This is a genomic window from uncultured Bacteroides sp. (assembly GCF_937912035.1).
Taxonomy (GTDB): Bacteria; Bacteroidota; Bacteroidia; order Bacteroidales; family Bacteroidaceae; genus Phocaeicola.
In genome coordinates, this window is sequence record NZ_CALDPF010000023.1 from 1 (window position 1) to 20492 (window position 20492).

17 protein-coding genes and 1 tRNA gene are annotated in these 20492 nt (G+C 39.5%); 13 read left to right on the plus strand and 5 right to left on the minus strand.

What is annotated here, in order from left to right:
* Positions 1–86: 86 nt before the first annotated feature.
* The gene (locus Q0486_RS03820; RefSeq protein WP_032572851.1) at positions 87–1601 is read right to left on the minus strand and encodes a hypothetical protein; all 1515 of its coding nucleotides are present in this window, start codon (positions 1599–1601) and stop codon (positions 87–89) included.
* A 37-nt stretch (positions 1602–1638) separates the two neighbouring features.
* Between Q0486_RS03820 and Q0486_RS16150 the strand changes: the two genes are divergently transcribed.
* Together Q0486_RS16150 and Q0486_RS03825 are read left to right on the plus strand one after the other, a co-directional pair.
* The gene (locus tag Q0486_RS16150; RefSeq protein WP_005795714.1) at positions 1639–1857 is read left to right on the plus strand and encodes a hypothetical protein; all 219 of its coding nucleotides are present in this window, start codon (positions 1639–1641) and stop codon (positions 1855–1857) included.
* Positions 1829–2188 carry a helix-turn-helix domain-containing protein gene (locus Q0486_RS03825; RefSeq protein ID WP_032496694.1) on the plus strand — a complete coding sequence of 120 codons (360 nt, stop codon included), beginning with the start codon at positions 1829–1831 and terminating at the stop codon, positions 2186–2188. Before Q0486_RS16150 ends, Q0486_RS03825 begins: the two co-directional genes overlap by 29 nt.
* Positions 2189–2599: 411 nt before the next feature.
* Here the strand turns inward: Q0486_RS03825 and Q0486_RS03830 are convergent, their stop codons facing one another.
* Positions 2600–4759, minus strand: coding sequence for a glycoside hydrolase family 97 protein (locus Q0486_RS03830; RefSeq protein ID WP_045899175.1), 2160 nt, complete (start codon positions 4757–4759; stop codon positions 2600–2602).
* 154 nt (positions 4760–4913) lie between these two features.
* On the opposite strand from Q0486_RS03830, the gene crcB reads away from it, so the two are divergent.
* The 3 genes from crcB to eno all read left to right on the plus strand — a co-directional run bounded on the left by crcB (position 4914) and on the right by eno (position 7414).
* Positions 4914–5297 carry a fluoride efflux transporter CrcB gene (gene crcB / locus Q0486_RS03835; RefSeq protein WP_005785744.1) on the plus strand — a complete coding sequence of 128 codons (384 nt, stop codon included), beginning with the start codon at positions 4914–4916 and terminating at the stop codon, positions 5295–5297.
* A gap of 14 nt (positions 5298–5311) precedes the next feature.
* Positions 5312–5977, plus strand: coding sequence for a pentapeptide repeat-containing protein (locus Q0486_RS03840; RefSeq protein ID WP_005785742.1), 666 nt, complete (start codon positions 5312–5314; stop codon positions 5975–5977).
* A gap of 147 nt (positions 5978–6124) precedes the next feature.
* Positions 6125–7414 carry a phosphopyruvate hydratase gene (eno, locus tag Q0486_RS03845; RefSeq protein ID WP_005785741.1) on the plus strand — a complete coding sequence of 430 codons (1290 nt, stop codon included), beginning with the start codon at positions 6125–6127 and terminating at the stop codon, positions 7412–7414.
* 172 nt (positions 7415–7586) lie between these two features.
* Here the strand turns inward: eno and Q0486_RS03850 are convergent.
* A tRNA-Thr gene (locus Q0486_RS03850) sits at positions 7587–7660 on the minus strand.
* A 300-nt stretch (positions 7661–7960) separates the two neighbouring features.
* Between Q0486_RS03850 and Q0486_RS03855 the strand changes: the two genes are divergently transcribed.
* From Q0486_RS03855 to Q0486_RS03880, 6 genes are read left to right on the plus strand one after another with little or no spacing between them, the layout of a single operon-like run.
* A complete protein-coding gene (locus Q0486_RS03855) occupies positions 7961–8494 on the plus strand; it encodes a DUF4199 domain-containing protein (protein ID WP_299230409.1) in 534 nt (177 codons plus the stop codon).
* 22 nt (positions 8495–8516) lie between these two features.
* Positions 8517–9467: a glycosyltransferase gene (locus Q0486_RS03860; protein WP_299230411.1), complete on the plus strand. Its 951-nt coding sequence runs from the start codon at positions 8517–8519 to the stop codon at positions 9465–9467.
* Between the two features lie 6 nt (positions 9468–9473).
* Positions 9474–10022 carry a DUF6452 family protein gene (locus tag Q0486_RS03865; protein ID WP_299230413.1) on the plus strand — a complete coding sequence of 183 codons (549 nt, stop codon included), beginning with the start codon at positions 9474–9476 and terminating at the stop codon, positions 10020–10022.
* Complete coding sequence (locus Q0486_RS03870; protein ID WP_299230415.1) at positions 9973–10680, plus strand: DUF6048 family protein; 708 nt, start codon at positions 9973–9975, stop codon at positions 10678–10680. Before Q0486_RS03865 ends, Q0486_RS03870 begins: the two co-directional genes overlap by 50 nt.
* Before the next feature lie 3 nt (positions 10681–10683).
* Positions 10684–11250 (plus strand): manganese efflux pump MntP family protein, encoded by a 567-nt coding sequence (locus Q0486_RS03875; RefSeq protein WP_299230417.1) that lies wholly within the window; start codon positions 10684–10686, stop codon positions 11248–11250.
* A gap of 18 nt (positions 11251–11268) precedes the next feature.
* A complete protein-coding gene (locus Q0486_RS03880) occupies positions 11269–12282 on the plus strand; it encodes an FAD:protein FMN transferase (protein WP_299230419.1) in 1014 nt (337 codons plus the stop codon).
* A 155-nt stretch (positions 12283–12437) separates the two neighbouring features.
* Here the strand turns inward: Q0486_RS03880 and Q0486_RS03885 are convergent, their stop codons facing one another.
* On the minus strand, positions 12438–15335 hold the full coding sequence (locus Q0486_RS03885; protein ID WP_299230421.1) for a glycoside hydrolase family 2 TIM barrel-domain containing protein: 2898 nt from the start codon (positions 15333–15335) through the stop codon (positions 12438–12440).
* Between the two features lie 90 nt (positions 15336–15425).
* On the minus strand, positions 15426–16895 hold the full coding sequence (locus Q0486_RS03890; RefSeq protein WP_299230423.1) for a sialate O-acetylesterase: 1470 nt from the start codon (positions 16893–16895) through the stop codon (positions 15426–15428).
* 312 nt (positions 16896–17207) lie between these two features.
* Between Q0486_RS03890 and gdhA the strand changes: the two genes are divergently transcribed.
* A complete protein-coding gene (gene gdhA, locus Q0486_RS03895) occupies positions 17208–18545 on the plus strand; it encodes an NADP-specific glutamate dehydrogenase (protein ID WP_299230425.1) in 1338 nt (445 codons plus the stop codon).
* A 183-nt stretch (positions 18546–18728) separates the two neighbouring features.
* Positions 18729–20429: a fimbrillin family protein gene (locus tag Q0486_RS03900; protein WP_299230427.1), complete on the plus strand. Its 1701-nt coding sequence runs from the start codon at positions 18729–18731 to the stop codon at positions 20427–20429.
* The last annotated feature ends 63 nt before the right edge of the window (positions 20430–20492 follow it).

Genomic DNA, 20492 nt, shown 5'->3' on the forward strand with positions numbered 1-20492 from the left:
ATGGGTAGAACGGCCAACACTAAAAGTCTTTTTATTTTCATACGATACTTTTTTTTAATTTGTTGTCTTTGCCGTTACTTTAGGAATTATTCAGCGTTTAATTCTGCGTCTAACGCAGCTTTTGCATTGTCAACAATAATTTTTTTAGCGGCAATTTCTTTTTCCAGGTTAGCCAATTCTTCTTTTCCTTTAGCTAATTGGGCCTCAGCATTTGTGATATTAGCCTCATAGAATTTAATCTGCTCTTTAGCATAAGCAATATTATATTCACATCGAGCAATTAATTCTTCAAGATTCTGACTATTATTATAAAGTGTATTGAGAACACTGTATTCATTCCAAAGTTTCGTCGGAGTCTCATTTGCATCATTAAATGCCTTAGCAACAGTTTCATTCGCTTTAACCAATGCTACAATTGCACTAACCGCATCATTATATGCTTTTACATCAACAGCAGCGAGAGCAGCCGTAAATTCATCAGAAGCAGCCTTTTCTTCATCATAAGAAGCTTGTGCCCTCACAATCTCATCTTTCGCCAAAGCAATTGCAGTCTTTGCATCTTTTATAGCTTGCTTCTTAGCTTCCTTTTCAGCATCTGTCGTTTCACCCATTTTATTTGCATCTTCCAACTGTGCATTGGCAGCAACAAGACGGCCATAAGCAGTATTTTTATCTTTAGTATCAGCTGATGTACCCAAAGCATTTGCTGCATCTTCCAAGTTCGTTGCAAAATAGTTTTCAGCATTTAGTTTTTGAGCTTCACTTACATAAGCTCCTGATGGCAAGCTACGAGAAGTAAATCCAGAAGTAGTCTCCCAGCTCAAATATTCATACCCAGTAAATGCAACCACATTACTATAAAGATTATTCACCGCATCAATAGCATCTCTATCCAAAGCATCAATAGCCTCCTGAATACCCTTGGCGTCTGCATTCAAAGCAGCACCTTCATTATTCATCACTGTACTATTGGCTAACTCATATTTTTGATAAACAGCTGCCTTTTTAGCGTTAAGTGCATCCTTATCAATATTTGCATTAGCTGGGTCTTTCAGAACCTCCAATTTAGCAGTTTCCGCTGCGATACTTCTATTCAAAGTAATAGTGTTAATCTTAGCATTTGCTTCTGCTGTAGTTATACCTGCTTCTAATTGAGCAAGACCAGCTGTTTTGGTAAGAAAGTTTTCATTCAAAGTAGCCAATTCATCAGCAGCCGTAGTATACTGTCCGTATAACCACTGAACACGTTCATCAGCATTTTTTAAAATAGCCAGTTCAGCCTCAGAAGCAGCTTTCTTTGCTTCAGCAATTGCTTTTTCTGCCTCGGCTTTAATTTTTTCAATATCAACAGCAAATTTCTGTTTAGCCTCTTCAGTCATTTCTTTCTGGTATTCAGCTTGTGCATTTTTTAATGCTGCCTCAGCCTCAGCTGTAATTTTTGTAGCCTCAGCTTGCGCATTTGCCAATGCTGCCAAGCCTTTCAACTGTTCAGCTTTCGCATTACGTACCGCCTCCACAGAAGCTGATTCGTTGTTATCAACGCAAGCTCCCAGTGACAAAGCACCCAGGAGCACTGCTACCATCATGAGTTTCTTTTTCATAATCTCAAAATTTAAATGAATAATAGTAATAATATAAATGTTATGTTTCACTCTGTTTTTTCTCCCGCTACCGGAAAGTGTTGCTTCACCCCTCTTGGTGATTCGCTGCAAATATATCCTAATTTATCTGATAAAACAAATAAATTATGAACAAAATACAAAAATAGACAGATATTCTTTTATACCTATAAACCTAACTCTTCAGATTATGTTGTACTTTCATGCAAATGAAAAAAAGCAATATTTATATAGGTGAAATTATCAAAAATGTGATGTCTGAGAGACAGGTTACAAAGGCCGAACTCGCAAGACGGTTGGATGTTAAGCCTCAAAGTGTAGATTACTTACTGACAAGGAAAAGCATCGACACGGATACATTATACAATATTTCAATAGCGCTAGACTATGATTTTTCCCTTTTATATAGTATCAAACGAGAACAGAGAAATTCTGATAACGAAGGTATCAGATATAAACTAGGAAATGCCAAAATTATGGTAGAGATAGAATTACAGCAAGATGAAATTATAAAGCTTAATTTGAAAAAGAAAATAGCAGAACTGTTGGATGGAGGGGCTAATAAATAGATCTTCTTATACCTTATTATATATAGCGAACAGAAACTTCCAATAAAAAGATATCATCCGGGAAGAATAATTTAACAATGTTAATAAAGGCAGAAGGCTATTGGTTTTCCTTGCACAAAGAACAAAGCTTTTGCAGACAAATAACTTGTTCTTTGCATTTACAAGACTTGTTTTAACATCATGTTAAAGCTAATATTATAAACAATTAGAGTTAGGAAGCAATCAACTGAATAATAGATATATAAGCTAAAGACAAAGCTATAACAAAAAGAAAGTCCAGCTTCCAAACAGTATATATTATTAAGAATACAACAACTATAAATTAAAAAGAGTCCGGATTATATACTCAATATATCCGGACTCTGTCATTTCAAAAAATAACCAAACGAACCTTTTTTACACCAACTATCTTTATTTCCACTTTTTAAGTTCTTTCTTATCGGCAGGGGTAGCCTCTATCAAACTAATAGCAAAACCTCCACTACGGGCCAAATCAGTGGAAATCTTCGTCTTATAAGTCACCAGACCTTTTTTAATCTGATAAGAAGTCGGATTCTTTTCATAATCCGCATCTTTACCATCGGCATATAAAGTAGCTACATATTGCTTTCCCGGTTGCAGGAAATCAAGTACAAACGTAGATGTACGTGCATTTTCACCAGTAATTCCTCCAACGAACCAATTATTGGTGTTTTTAGCTTTACGGGCCACAGTGATGTACTCTCCCGGTTCTGCTTCAATATACTTACTTTCATCCCAGTCTACTGCTACATCTTTAATAAACTGAAAGGCATCCATATAGCGTTCATAACTCTCCGGAAGATCGGCAGCCATCTGTAATGGGCTATAAAGAGTGACATACAAAGCCAACTGTTTGGCCAAAGTAGTATGTACAAAACTATGCTCACCACTCAGGAAAGAGAGTTGAGTATCGAAAATACCCGGAGTATAATCCATCGGACCACCTATCAGACGCGTAAATGGAAGCAACGTAGTATGGAAAGGCTTATTGCCTCCGAAGGCTTCATATTCTGTACCACGGGCAGATTCATTACCAATCAGATTCGGATATGTACGGCACAATCCAGTAGGGCGAACAGCCTCGTGTGCATTCACCATAATTTTATGATCCGCAGCTTTCTTCACCGCATACAGATAATGATTATTCAGCCATTGACCGTAGTGGTGTTCACCACGTGGGATGATATTGCCAACATATCCACTCTTCACCGCATTGTAACCGTTATCTTCCATAAATTGATAAGCTTCATCCATATGACGTTCATAGTTACGCACAGATGCAGAAGTCTCATGATGCATCATCAGCTTCACTCCTTTACTTCTAGCATACTCATTCAACATTTTCACATCAAAATCAGGATACGGAGTAACGAAGTCGAACACATAGTCTTTTGACTTGCCGAACCAATCTTCCCAGCCTTCATTCCAGCCCTCGACCAGCACCTGACCAAAACCGTGTTCGGCAGCAAAATCAATATAACGTTTCACGTTCTCATTATTGGCACCATGACGACCATTAGGCTTAGTTTTAGTATAATCGGTTTCGCCCAACTTCACTGAATAAACATCATCCGTATAAGCCCAAGTACTCTTTCCGGTAATCATTTCCCACCATACACCTACGTATTTTACAGGCTTAATCCAGGAAGTATCCTCCAGTTTGCAAGGTTCGTTCAGATTTAATGTTAATTTAGAAGCAAGAATATCACGCGCATCATCACTAACCATAACCGTACGCCATGGAGAGTGGCAAGGAGTTTGCATATATCCTTTGGTCCCTTGGGCATCAGGAGTCAACCACGATTCGAAAACAAAATTCTTATCGTCCAGATTGAGATGCATGCAAGAATAATCCACCAAAGCAGCTTCGTGCAGATTGATATACAACCCGTCGTCTGTTTTCATCTGCAAAGCAGTCTGTACACCGGTAGGAGAAAAAGGAGTTTGAGAAGCATTGGGAGTGACAGCCGTCTTCATTAAGCCGCGTATTTCAGAAAGTTTCGACCGAGTATAATCATATTCCTGCGTATCATAATCTCCCGGTATCCAGAAAGCAGTATGATCACCGGCCATAGCAAATTGAGAATGTTCCTCTTTAATTACAAAATAATTCAGATTCTTTTGTTGTGGAAATTCGTAGCGAAATCCGAGTCCGTCATTATACAGACGAAAACGAATCACCATTTTGCGATCCTGAGCTTTCTGGTCTAAAGTAATCGCAAGTTCATTATAATTATTGCGAATTTGCTTAACCTCGCCCCAAACAGGCTCCCAAGTCTCGTCAAAAGAAGAAGTTTTGGCATCAGACAACGTAAAACCGTCCATCAACCCCGGATCGTCTTTCAGTTCAAGACCCAGTTTAGAAGGTTTAATCACTTCTTTACCTTTATAAGAAAGTTCATACACAGGTTCCCCCTTCTCATTCACAGATACATTCAGTTTCAAGAGTCCGTTGGGAGAAGTAATACTTTCGGCCATTGCCACACTACTCACTAAAAGAGAGAGAAAAAAGCAAGCTAACTTAAAAGTCAGTTTTTTCATGTTCTTCATGATATGGTTCAATAAAAATTAGTAATCATGCAGCAAAGATAAGCAAGAAGCAGATTCATGTTCGATGAATAGAACCGAAACAAAGAAGAATTATCAGAAAACGTTTGCATAAACAGTTGACAGTGGTAACTTTGCCGATAAAATCAAAAAAAAGATGAAAGAGATTATTTATATATTTATCGGAGGAGGCATGGGCAGTGTAACCCGCTATCTGACACAAATCGCCGTCAACGAACGGCTTAGCCCGGCTCTCTTCCCATTTCCATGGGGAACATTTGCCGTAAATATCATAGGCAGCTTATTAATCGGTTTTTTTTATTCATTTTCGGAGCGTTTCAATCTATCTTTTGAACTGAGGCTATTTCTGACCGTTGGTTTCTGTGGCGGTTTTACCACATTCTCCACTTTGGCCAACGACAGTCTGAGTTTGCTGAAAGGAGGTTTTTATGGTATATTCACCTTTTATGTATTCATCAGCATATTGCTTGGACTTTTGGCTGTATTGGCCGGAGGATATCTTGGCGAACAATTTAAATAACAAACGAATCATATATGAAGCCAACAATCAAAAAAGTGCAACCCGTCAAAGTCGTAGCTCCGTTCCTTAACAGTCAGTCCGAAAGTCCGGTCCCACTGGATGCACTTACCGACCAAGAGAAAGTTTCCGATTTGTACTTCCTTAAGGGAACCGTACATCAAATAGCTAAACCTTATCTAAGTATTAATAATTGCACTTTCAAACAACAAATATTCAGCGAATGTCAGTTTAAATCAGCTCAACTGACAGACGTACGTTTTGAAAATTGCGATTTATCCAACGTTTCGTTTGCCGGAACTACTTTCTACCGGGTAGAATTTATATCTTGCAAATTGCTGGGAACCGGTTTCCCGGAAGCCACCCTCAATCATGTTTTAATGGATCATTGCTACGGACAATACATCAATCTCTCCATGGTAAAAATGCGAACAGCCCGTTTCAGCCATTGCAATTTCCGAAACGGCAGCCTGAATGACAGCAAACTGATGCCGGCAGCTTTTGATACTTGCGAATTGTTAGAAGCCGACTTTTCGCACACTTCACTCAAAGGTATCGACCTGAGAAACTCTAGAATAGCAGGTATTCAACTCAATATAGCCGATCTGAAAGGAGCCATAGTCAGTTCGTTACAAGCAATAGATCTGTTACCTCTACTAGGGGTCAAAATAGAAGACGATTGAACCTTTCTTCTCTTTTCTTTGTTTTATAATATAAAAGTAATGATACTGATTTATAGGGAAAGAACCCGAACGGAATACCTATTAATAGTGATTCTTCCGCTTCCCATAAGTGAGTAAATTTGCAGAGACTAAAAAACAAGAGAAACAATGAAAATAGAAAAAATTACAGGACGAGAAATTCTCGACTCAAGAGGTAACCCTACAGTAGAAGTAGACGTAGTATTGGAATCAGGCATTATGGGACGTGCATCCGTTCCATCGGGTGCATCGACCGGTGAACACGAAGCGCTTGAACTCCGCGACGGTGATAAACATCGTTATGGCGGCAAGGGTGTACAGAAAGCAGTAGAGAACGTCAATAAAGTCATTGCTCCGCATCTGATCGGTATGTCGGCCCTCGACCAAATAGGCATTGATCATGCCATGTTGGCATTGGATGGAACAAAGACAAAAGCCAAACTGGGTGCCAACGCTATTCTGGGTGTTTCGCTTGCCGTAGCTAAAGCTGCTGCCAACTATCTCGATATTCCTCTTTACAGATACATCGGAGGTACGAATACGTATGTATTGCCTGTACCAATGATGAACATCATTAATGGAGGCTCACACAGTGATGCTCCGATAGCCTTCCAGGAGTTTATGATCCGTCCGGTAGGTGCAAGTTCTTTTAAAGAAGGGTTGCGCATGGGTGCCGAAGTATTCCATGCTTTGAAAAAAGTATTGAAAGACCGTGGTCTGAGTACAGCTGTCGGTGATGAAGGAGGTTTTGCTCCCAACCTGGAAGGAACAGAAGATGCACTTAACTCTATTCTTGCCGCTATCAAAGCTGCAGGCTACGAACCGGGCAAAGATGTAATGATTGGCATGGACTGCGCCTCTTCCGAATTCTATCATGACGGTATTTACGATTACACCAAATTTGAAGGTGAAAAAGGCAAAAAACGTACAGCTGACGAACAAATTGACTATTTGGAAAAACTTATCAACGAATATCCGATTGATTCCATTGAGGATGGTATGAGCGAAAATGACTGGGAAGGCTGGAAGAAATTGACTCAACGCATCGGGGATCGCTGTCAGTTGGTAGGCGACGATTTATTCGTAACTAACGTTGACTTCCTGGCAAAAGGTATCGAAAAGGGTTGCGCTAACTCTATCCTGATCAAGGTTAATCAAATCGGTTCACTGACAGAAACACTGAACGCTATTGAAATGGCACACCGCCATGGATATACAACGGTCACTTCACACCGCTCAGGCGAAACAGAAGATGCAACCATTGCAGATATTGCCGTAGCAACCAACAGCGGACAAATCAAGACCGGTTCTCTAAGTCGTTCGGACCGTATGGCAAAATACAATCAGCTGCTTCGTATTGAAGAAGAGTTGGGAGACCGCGCCGTATACGGATATAAACGAATTGTAGTAAAAGGCTAAACAAAATCATGATAGCATAGCATGATAAAAGGTTAGTTATTTATAATAATTGAATGTAAATGCGAAAAGGGATGTATCATAAACAGGTTCATCCCTTTCCTTTTTCATGAACCATCAGAAGAATAAACGCAAAAAAGCACCCCGGCAGTGCCGAGATGCTTTTCCTTTTTTGAGCCTCTTGTCGGATTCGAACCAACGACCCCGAGATTACAAATCACGTGCTCTGGCCAACTGAGCTAAAGAGGCAAGTGGGTAAGCTTACTATATCGCGCCGCTACAACCAACTACCTTTGCTGCGATCAAGCCCTGGAGGATTCGAAGGGAGCTGGCCGTATGGGACTTACCCATGTTATGTCTGCTTTCGATTAAACCATATCGGTGTTTCTCGATTGCGGGTGCAAAGGTAGGCATTTTTTTTAATTACACAACTATTCTTGGGTAAAAAAATAAAGTTTTACCCATAAAAAGATGATTTTTCCTCGTTTTATATACTTCCTATGCCGAAAAAACTTACTTTTGCACTATAATTACATATATAGAAAAGACATGGAAGACAAACCAAAGACACTACAAGAACATGCAATGCGTTTCGGTACGATGATGGGAATATTCTGGATAATAAAATTCTCGTTCCTGCCTATGGGATTCAAAATACCCCTATTGCAACTTCTGTTCATATTCATGACATTGTTTGTCCCAATACTTGGCTATATATATATCCGTAAATACAGAGAACGTTACTGCGGCGGCGAACTGTCATTCCTGCGCGGTTGGGTATTTTCGCTATACATGTATTTTTTTGCTTCACTGCTGACAGCAGCAGCACACTACGTATATTTCCAGTTCATAGACAACGGATATCTTGCAGGAACGTATATGGATCAATTGGAAAGTCTGAAGTCTACACTGACAGGCGATCTTGAAGCTTCTGTAGACCAGTTAATCCAAAACCTTGATACCATAGCGTCGATGTCGGCACTGCAACTCACCATGCAATTAATCTTCCAAAACATATTCTACGGAGCTATTCTATCCCTTCCAACAGCCTTGCTGGCTATGCGAAGAAAGAAAAACTCATAAACCTAAAAAACTCACACTCAAAATGGATATATCAGTAGTAGTACCTCTGTATAACGAAGAAGAGTCACTGCCGGAACTTCAGGCATGGATAGAAAGAGTTATGAACGAGCATGGTTTCAGTTACGAAATCATATTCGTAAACGACGGCAGCACAGACCGTTCATGGAATGTAATAGAGGAACTAAGCAAGAAAAACAATAACATAAAAGGTATCAAGTTCCGCCGTAACTACGGTAAGTCCCCTGCCCTGTTCTGCGGTTTCGAAAAAGCAGAAGGCGATGTGGTAATTACCATGGATGCCGACCTGCAGGATAGTCCTGACGAAATACCGGAACTTTACAGAATGATTACCGAGGACGGATACGATTTGGTATCAGGCTGGAAACAGAAAAGATACGATCCGCTTTCGAAAACAATTCCTACAAAACTGTTTAACGCAACAGCCAGAAAAGTGTCGGGTATCAAAAATCTGCACGATTTCAACTGCGGACTGAAGGCATACCGACGCGAAGTGATAAAAAATATTGAGGTTTACGGCGAAATGCACCGCTACATTCCATATCTGGCAAAAAATGCCGGTTTCAGCAAGATTGGCGAAAAGGTAGTTCATCATCAGGCACGCAAATACGGAAAGACAAAATTCGGAATAAACAGATTTGTAAACGGATATCTTGACCTCATCACTTTATGGTTCCTGTCTAAATTTGGAGTAAAACCAATGCATATCTTCGGTTTTCTGGGATCGATAATGTTCTTTCTTGGATTTGTGGCAGTGATAGCAGTAGGAGTAATGAAGATATATAACATGCATGTAGGAAACCCATACAGTCTGGTGACCGACAATCCGTATTTTTTCCTTGCACTGACTACAATGATACTTGGAACTCAGCTCTTTATAGCAGGTTTCCTTGGAGAACTGGTAGCACGCAACTCACAGGAAAGAAATAAATACCAAATAGAAAAAGAATTATAACCGACAATGAAGAAACTACCCGTAATATTCATAATGATATCATTGGTCGCAACATTATTCCTAAACAGTTGCGAAGGCGAAAGTTGTCCGCCTAATGCCATGGCATACGCAAAATTCACCATGGTAAACCAGCACGGAACAGCTGTAGCCCCTACAGTTCCTACAAGCATCATTGGACAGATTACGACCGATGTTACCGTTTACGATACTCTTGACAACGGAGAAATTATAGAAAGGATAGTGGAAGACTCTATTATCAATGACACATTGATAAACAAGGAAAGCAACTTGAGTACTTTCAAGGTTCCTTTGAGTTATTCTGATCAGACATCCTTTATTATAAACTATAATGGAGAACAACAGGACTACATCACAATCAAGCATCGCAATATTCCATATTTCATGAGTGTGGATTGCGGCACAATGATGTTTCACGAAGCAACAGAAGTGACACATAGTAACGGAATAGACTCCATAGTAATCATAAATCCAAATATAGACAATTATGAGAAAGAAAACTTCAGGATATATTTTACTGTCGCTGATACTCAGTAGTCTGATGATATGTCCGATGTATGCTTTCGCACAAAAGAATAAGGACAATAAAAAGGAAAAAACAGAAAAAGTAAAGTTTTATCAGGGAACTACTATAGGTTTAGAAGTAGCCGGTCTGGGTAACTATGCACTTGGAAGCGATATTTTGAGCAGCGAAATTATGATTCAGGCTAACTTGCTTAACCGTTTCCTTCCTGTAGTAGAAGTGGGATATGGCAAAGTTAACACATTGAGTGACGCAACTGACATACATTACAAGACATCAGCACCATTCTTCAAGATTGGAGCAGACTATAACTTTTTCTACAACAAGTCTCATCTGCCGGGATATCTGTTCGGTGGACTCAGATACGGATTTTCATCATTCGTCTACGATGTGGACGGACCTACAATGACCGACCCTAATTACGGCGGACAGATACAAGTACCTTTCTCATATCACGGAGTCAGCACAAACGCACACTGGCTGGAGATAGTAGGCGGCATGAAAGTTAAAATATACAAAGGTTTCTGCATGGGTTGGAGTATAAAGTACAAGAAGAGACTGAGTTATACCAAATATGCCAACACAGAGCCATGGTACATTCCAGGCTATGGCGAGAATGCAGGAACAGGCTTCAGCCTTTCATATCATCTGATGTATAATCTTCCATTTTAATATATGAGCGTAATTGAAATATGGCTTCTGGCAATAAGTCTTGCAATTGATTGTTTCACAGTATCAGTGGCAAGCGGTATAATTCTTCACAAAATAGAATGGAAAACATTCTTAACAATGGGATTTTTCTTCGGACTGTTTCAGGCCATGATGCCATTCCTCGGTTGGGCAGGTGCAAAAAACTTCCATCACTATATTGAGGCATACGACCACTGGATAGCATTCGGGCTGCTTACATTTCTTGGAATAAGAATGATTAAAGAGTATTTCAATGATGATGAAACGTGCAGTTTCGACCCACGTAAAATAAAAGTAATACTTACATTGGCTGTAGCCACTAGTATAGATGCGTTGGCTGTAGGAATATCTTTCGCATTTACAGGATTCAAGACATTAGGTTCATTGGCTCATCCACTGACAGCCATAGGAGTAGCATCATTCGTAATATCAATCATAGGAAGTCTCATAGGAGTATTCTTCGGCAAACGATTCAACCTGAAGATGGAAATATTCGGAGGCCTGGTACTTATAGGTATAGGAGTTAAAATTCTGATAGAACATTTATCATAAAAGTCATTATATAGAAACATGAACAATAAATCATTGAAATGGCAGATACCATTTCTGGTTCTGCTTATAGTTGGTACAGTTCTCATCCTAAAGAAACAACCACCGTTCCGCACAGATCAGGGACTTGTGTTCGGCACCATGTACAAGATAACATATCAGCATGCCGACAACCTGAAACCGGAAATTGAAGCCGCATTGAAAGAAGTGGATAACTCACTTTCTCCATTCAACAAAAATTCGGTTATAACACATATAAACAACAATACGGACATGACTGCCGATAGCCTATTGACAGATGTTTTTCTGCTGGCAAAAAACATATCAGAAGAAACACACGGGGCTTTCGACATAACTGTGGCACCGCTGGTCAATGCATGGGGATTCGGATTTGACAGTTCAACAAACGTAAGCCGTGAAACAATAGACTCCCTCCGCCAGTTTGTCGGTTTCGAAAAAATAGCTTTAAAAGACGGAAAGATAATCAAACAGGACAACAGGACAATGCTTGATTGTAGCGCAATAGCAAAAGGATATGGAGTAGACCACGTAGCACGACTACTTGACAGCAAAGGAGTGGAAAACTATATGATAGATATAGGTGGTGAGCTTGTGCTGAAGGGTAAAAATCCGAAAATGAATTTCTGGAGAATTGGAATAAACAAACCTATAGACGACTCACTATCCGTAAATCAGGAACTTCAGACGATAATTGAGATAACCAATGCCGGACTAGCCACTTCTGGAAACTACCGCAACTTCTACTACAAAGACGGCAAGAAATATGCACACACCATCAACCCACGTACGGGCTATCCAGTGCAGCACAATATACTGTCATCTACTGTTGTAGCCAAAAACTGTGCTACAGCCGATGCATACGCCACAGCATTCATGGTTCTTGGACTTGATTCTGCAGTTGCCATTTGCAATGCACATCCGGAAATAGATGCCTATTTCATATATTCTGACGATAAAGACTCAACCCGCATATTCTACACCGAGGGAATGAAAAGATTTATCAGGAACAAATAATATTCCATTCAGGAAGAGACAAATAATAATTCAGAAAAAGACAAATAAAAGAAAGCGGAACACGTCCGTGTTCCGCCCGTTACACGAACGTGACGCGCGCGTAACACGTCCGTGTTTCACGCGTGACACGAGCGTGTCACGCTTTTTATTTACAGTCATTTCTGTTTGTTCTGCCTGAAATCAAACATCAGATCTATATGCAATCCTTCATCACCCTTCTTAATACGGATATTACCTGGCTGACTGTTAGGACCTTGCTGTTTGATAGGTTTGAATGACGCTATAGCCGGAATATCAAGCAAGAACGAGATATCTCCTTCAGGGAATACAGGCATAGTTCTTTTCTTGCGTCCTACAGGTTCTTCAGGAGTGAAAATATGATAGAAAATTCCATCATTGCGCGAATATACGGTAAATGGTGTATTATCGCTTTCCAGCGTAGCCCAATACATATTCGCATGATAACCCTTAAACTCCGGATATATCAGATTTTCAAAAGTCTCACCTGTGATAGTATTGTTATAGTCCTTCTGCCAAATACCGTAATTTGTTCCCGGAACACGGTTCTTCCATACACGATAAGGACCCCTACCCATCCAACGCATACCTTTACATTCAGCTTCAGGATAAGAGAATGTCAAACCTAAATTATATACCTCAGTATCCATAAAGGCATCATCAAATCCACCTCCGCCTGAAGCACGGTTCAACAGGATTGCATCCATATACAGTAAACCATTATCTGTCAGTCGCCATACTATAGAATCGGCAGCACCCTTATATTTTGCACAGAACATAGCTCCGTTCTCGTCATTACGGATATAGCTTAGAGAAGGTTCATAACGCATCTTCATACCCACTGCTACAGGACCATCCTTGAAAGGAACCTCTTTGTCGCCAGACGTAATCTTATTAATCATACCTGTAGAGGCATCAAAACTTACAGTGACATCAGAACTGCGAAGAACATAGTTTCCTCCATCCTTGTCAGCCATTGCTTTCGGCAAGGCCTGCAACGTCATAGGAGTCTGAGCCATCTTGTGTTCGAAATATTGTTTGGCAAAACGAATAGGATAACTCCACGTACAGATACTCTTTCCTGTTTTATCAAAAGCCTCAAGTTCAAGGACATCACCATCGGCAAACAATGCGGGCAACTCAAAACGTGCTTTTCCAGTTTCAGACGGACCAATAGCTGGAAGAGCTACATCTCCCTCGGCCAACTCTAAAGATGCTGGCGATTCATTCTGAAGTGGTGTATTACACTTCAAGACACGATAAGTCATTCTGCAATCCTTAAGATTTGTATATGTATACTCGTTTGAAACCATAAAACTTCCATCGAAATGTGAAGTTATCATCAAAGGCTTCAGCTGGATAGGCGACCATTGGGCACGGATAGCATAATAACTACCTTCCTTTTCTCGACGTGGACCGACCACACCGTCAGGAGCATTCGACTGGTCGGAATCAAGAATTCCACCTTTGTCTGTACGCTTTGGAGCCTCATCACAGAATACCCATATAAATCCACCGGCAAACAACGGACTAGTCATCCATCTGTCCCAGAAATCACGCAGACCGGCACCACCTCCCTGATCGTACATGGCATGCATAAATTCTGTAGGCATGAACACTTTATAACCATTTGTAAAACGGGCAACACCTGTAAGATATGCAGGATAGTGATGAGTATCCAAGTCATCAAAATCAGCCCAAGGGTGAATTACGTGTCGTTTCTGGAATTTGTCATATTTTGCAAACAGCTTGTCAGTATCGTAATTCCAACCACCTTCGTTACCATTACACCATAGGATAATAGAAGGATGATTTACGTCACGGCGCACCATCTCGCGTACAAGTTTGGCACCAACCTTTGAATCGTATGCATCCTGCCAACCGGCAAGTTCATCAAGATAAACCAATCCCAAAGAATCGCACATGTCAAGGAAATGTTCATCAGGCGGATAATGCGAACGTACAGCATTCATATTCATTTCCTTTATAAGCATGGCGTCCTGTCTGCTCATGGCAGCACTCGTAGCACGCCCGCCATCAACAGAGAATGAATGACGGTTAACACCTTTCACCACCAGTTTAACACCGTTTAGATACAAACCATCCTGAGGGAAGAACTCTACTGTACGGAATCCTACTCTATACTCACGTTCCTGAACAGTCTTACCTTCCGGATTTCTCAACTGTAATTTGGCAACATACAGATTTGGATTCTCTGTGTCCCACAGTTTCACACTTCCCCATCGTGAAGCGAAACGCTGTTCCTTATCCGCATTCTCAATTTTATGTGATACTTCGGTACGTCCGGAAATATCATATATTTTCTTTCCGTCTTTCAGCGAAGTCAGACTGGTCACCAATTCGTATCCGCTGGCATCACCTTCCATTTCAAGTGCCACATTCAAGCATCCTTCTGCATCAGCATCCAATGTGAAATGACTTACATGTACCTGAGGGAGCACTTCCAACCATACCGGACGATATATACCTCCGTAAAGCCACCAGTCTGCCTTTCGTTCTGCGGCATTGATAGACTGATTGGATGATTCTTTTGCTACCTTAACTTCCAATGTATTCTTGCGTCCGAATTTCAGAAGATCGGTAATGTCATAATCGAAACGGTAGAAACCTCCCTGATGCATTTCGCCTGCCAGTTCACCGTTGACACGCACCTCGACATCAGTCATCACACCGTCAAAAAAGATTTTCACTTTCTGACCGTTCCATGACTTAGGTACATCGAAACGATGACGATAAGTACCTATTTCATCACTTGGCTTCTCACCTTCAATGGTATACCAGCGTCCGTATGTATAATTTCCGAATCCCTGCAACTCCCAGTTACAAGGAACTTCTATAGATTTCCACTTACCACTGTTTTGTCCATGGGTACAATAAAATTCCCAGGTACGGGTATCATCAATACCAGTCCCCGACAGATAGACGCGCTCAGGATGAGGCGCCTGGGCATTCAATCCGCCGGAGATTAACGCGGCGGCTGCCAGAATACAACTTTTAACCAGATTATTTTTCATGATAAATTCTATTTTTTGCAAAGATGTAACAATATATCAATGCAAAAAATAGAATTTTGTACACATACATGTATTTTTACTTATTCAGACTTATAAATCAACGCAAAAAGGCATTGCCGGAAGTCCCTCCGTATTAAACAGGTTAGGCATCGCCTTTTCATTCCATCCGAATCTCACTTTCGACGGTTCATCAATATCCGATACATCCAGAACTACCTTACCATCAGTCAGCCCGGCCTCTACCAGACGGAAATTTCCATCTTTTCCTGCAACTTCAAACCATGTCAGCTTATCGTCGACAGATACAAATGCGTTAGTGGCTGCATCACGTTTTCCTGCAGTCAGACCACTCTTTCCGGTGTTGAATGTCAAATATAATTGCCCGCCTTTCAATTTAGCCTGCTTCAACTGAGGTCCGCTGTATACCACATTCTGTTTATAATCCTTTGCCAATGCCCACAGAGCAAGACGACGACCGACTTCCCACTTGTATGAAGGATGAATATCTTTAGGATTGTCCACCAAATCCGTAACGATTACCTGTCCTGTATTTTTCAGGTCCATACATGAAGTCTGCAAATCAGAAAACCATGCCTTGACATAAGCATCATGCTTATAGTCATCACGCGGACGGTTAGAATACAGATACGGAGCTATCTGCACATAATACATTGGAAGATTCTTATCATCGAATATAGTACGCCATGTATTGAGAAGTGTTTCAAACTTTTCCACGTACAGCGAATCGTGTGATATTGCATCCGATTCTCCCTGATACCATGTAAATCCTTTCAGAGTATATGGAGCCAACGGGCGAATCATGGTTTCATAATAGAGAGCTATCCTACGTTTCACTTTAGGATGCTGAACCTGCTCTTTTTTATAAAAAGGAGCCTGAGTATACACATCCTTTGGCATCCAGTTCTCTATGCGGCTTCCACCCCACGAAGATGCAATAATACCTACCGGAACCTGCAAGGTTTCATACAATGTCTTTCCGAAAAAATAGGCTGCAGCAGAGAAAGGAGCTACATACTCACTTTCAGGTTTTTGCCATCCTTTAGTCTGACAATCAGGCAATCCATATTTTTTCTCGACCATGAACAGACGCAAACCGTCGGCTTTAGGATTTTTCCATTCCTTAGCAGCAATATCCTCTCCACGTCCCGGAGCTGCATATCGCTTCAGATTGCGGTCCATTGGATATTCCATATTTGACTGTCCGCCACAAAGCCATACTTCTCCAACAAGGACATTCTTCAAACGTATTTCATTGTCTTCGCCTTTTACCACGAGTTCCCTTTCCTGAAACGAAGCCTTCATCGGTTTCAACCATACTTGCCACGTACTGTCCGATGAAGCGATACAACTTCTACTTTGTCCGGCAAACTCAACCGTCACTTTTTCCCCTGGAAAGGCTTTTCCCCAAATGGCTACACGTTCTTTCTGTTGTAATACCATGTTTGATGTCAGAACATTAGGTAATGTAACTTTAGCAGAAGCGTATCCGCCCAACAGTAACCCAATGCATAAAATCAGCCAATTTTTTCTTGAATTCATAATCTTAAATTTATATCTACAGACAATTTTAGGTTTATACGATTTTTCCCCAATTCACATAAAATGATATATTTCGAGGATAAAGTTACAGAGATTTATTATATTAAAAACCTTTTTTCATGAAAAAATCTTTTTCAACAATAAAAAGACATTTACAAATACTCTTACCAATATTTTCATGCCTTAAAGGAGACTTACTTTTTATCATTATTTTACACAAATAAGCACAGAAAAATTTGGCTAGCATATAGAATTTCATAACTTTGCAGATAACAAAACATTTCATTTTGTCAGACCTTAATATTTTGAATTATGAATATCAATCAAATCATGGCTTCCCTGGAAGCCAAACATCCAGGTGAATCGGAGTATCTGCAAGCAGTAAAAGAAGTATTGCTCTCTATTGAAGATGTATACAATCAACATCCAGAATTTGAAAAAGTATCATTGATAGAACGCCTGGTAGAACCGGACAGAATCATAACTTTCCGTGTGCCTTGGGTTGATGATAAAGGCAAGGTACAGGTAAACATAGGTTACAGAGTACAGTTTAACAATGCCATAGGTCCATACAAAGGCGGTATCCGCTTCCATGCATCAGTAAATCTTTCAATACTGAAATTCCTCGGATTCGAGCAGACATTCAAGAATGCTCTTACCACCCTTCCTATGGGAGGCGGCAAAGGTGGTTCTGACTTCTCTCCAAGAGGTAAGAGCGACGCTGAAATCATGCGTTTCTGTCAGGCCTTTATGCTAGAATTATGGCGTCACGTTGGTCCTGACATGGACGTACCGGCAGGTGATATAGGTGTAGGAGGAAGAGAAGTGGGATACATGTTCGGTATGTACAAAAAGCTGACACACGAATTTACAGGAACATTTACTGGCAAAGGACTTGAATTCGGAGGCTCCCTGATACGTCCTGAAGCAACAGGATTTGGCGGTCTTTACTTCGTGAAACACATGCTCGACAAGAAAGGTATCGACATAAAAGGCAAGACTGTAGCAATCTCAGGTTTCGGAAATGTAGCCTGGGGTGCCGCAACAAAAGCGACTCAACTTGGTGCCAAAGTAGTGACAATATCAGGTCCTGACGGTTATATATACGATCCTGACGGAATTAGCGGTGAGAAGATAGACTACATGCTCGAACTTCGTGCTTCCGGAAATGATATTGTTGAACCTTACGCAGAAAAATTCCCGGGTTCAAAATTCGTTCCAGGACGCCGTCCATGGGAAGTTAAGGTAGATATTGCACTTCCTTGCGCAACTCAGAACGAATTAAATGGCGAAGATGCTGGAAATTTGATAAAAAATTCCGTACTTTGCGTCGGAGAAATTTCGAACATGGGTTGTACCCCTGAAGCAATAGACTCATTCATTGAAAACAAGATTATGTACGCACCTGGTAAAGCTGTGAATGCCGGTGGTGTAGCGACATCAGGTCTTGAGATGAGCCAGAATGCTATGCACTTAAGCTGGAGCGCTGAAGAAGTGGACGAAAAACTCCATCATATAATGCACAACATCCACGAACAGTGCGTGAAATACGGAACTGAAGCGGACGGATATATAAATTATGTAAAAGGTGCCAATATAGCAGGATTCATGAAAGTTGCTCATGCGATGATGGCACAAGGTATTGTTTAGAATTAAATCGAAAGATTTAAGATATCTCGTTTAGTTGTATTTGTATTTTGTATTGTAGCTTGCGCTGCCCGCCTGAGAAGGTATGGCAGCGTTTTTTTTACGTATTTCATTATTTATTAGTAAAAAAATTGTACTTTTGGGTATTACACTTTCTTTTTTATAATAAATAATTAAGATTTTGACATGAAAAAAAATAAATCATTAATTATCCTCAGTATTATAGTATTTCTCACCAGTTGTATAAAAGAATTTACTCATGACAACTTAAACGAGAACCAGACAGGTTCTGAAGTAACAATTACAGGCAACTCTGCACTAAGATATACCGACAATGAAACAAGAGCCAGCAGCATAGAGAATATTTCTATTGGTGATTCTATATTATTTTTCAGTAATGGCGGAGTAAGAGCTAACGGAGACATACTTAAATACGGAAATGGAGAATGGAGTGGATTGAAAGACAATAAATGGTATATTGAGGATGGCCCGGCAAATATTATAGCATTTTACCCTGTAATAAAAGAAAAAAATGATCTTTACGATGAAAATGGAGAACTTAAAGACATCGTTTGCTGTAAAGATACATTCAATACCCTAAAAACAATTAATCTTACTTTCAATCATATTTTTGCCAGATTCGTTATAAATATAGACAAAGGGCTCAACGATACAATAAAAAGAGTTCATATAAATATTCCTCAGAAAATAGATAATATAGACTTTAATACAGGTGAATACACTACATCTGAAAACAATAATCTTGTCAGTCAGGAAAAAAATGAATATGGCAAGTATGGTTTTTTCATACCTTGCAATAAGGAAATGACATTATCATTCAAAATAGAATGTGACAACACAACATTAGACGAAATAACCGTAAAAGAAAACATGTTATTCAAAAGCGGATTCGAATATATCTGTAACGTCAGAAAGGATTCAGAAAATGGAATTTATACAAAAGAAGATTTTATAGCATTCACCCATCTGATAAATGGTGAAACTGAATATAACGGTAAAAGAATTGAAGATCTTTATACAGAAATAAATGGCAAAAGGGTATTCAATCTATATAATGACTTAAGTTTTACGGAAGAAGAAGCTGATGAAATAGCTTTAATAAAAGTATTCAATGATGTATTGGATGGAAACAATCATACATTATCATATTTAAAAGCAAAAAAATCAACAACCATAAATCCTAGCATTATAGGTGAAATAACAGAAATAGCATGTGTAAAGAATTTAAAAGTTAAAAACTCAATATTTAATTTACCTGACTTCAACAGTTATACTATGGCAAGTCTATTTGTCAGCAGAAATAATGGGACAATAGATAACTGCCACTTAATTGACGGTGTTTTGTATATGAATCAAGAACAATACGCAGGATTCACCATTATTAATAATGGAACAATAATAAACAGCAGCATATCTAATTTGCAATTAGAATCTAATAATGGAACTCTAGGAGTTTTTGTATTTCAAAACAATGGAAATATATTTAATTGTAGAATTAATAACAATATAAATAAAAACACTACCTCAAAATATTCATCATGCATTTGTAGAAATAACACAAAAAATTTGTATAATATATTCATATCAGAATATGAATCTGGATATTATGGTATTTGCTATAAAAATGATAAAGGGAATTATATAAACTGCATTCTACCTGACAGTTACACAGGAAAAACAATATATGAAGATTTCAAAAGCGAAACAGCATTTAAAAAAGCTGTATATTATTCAGAAAGTCTAGAAGAGTATTCAAAAATGGTAAACGAATTAAACCAATGGATAGAAGATAACAAATCAAAATACCCAGATTTAACCTTCCGCAAATGGAAAACAGACCCTTCAGAAAAAGTTGTATTCGAATAAAGACCATATTATATTTTTTTTGGAGAGTAAAATCTTACTTCTTGACATAATTATTGTATTTTT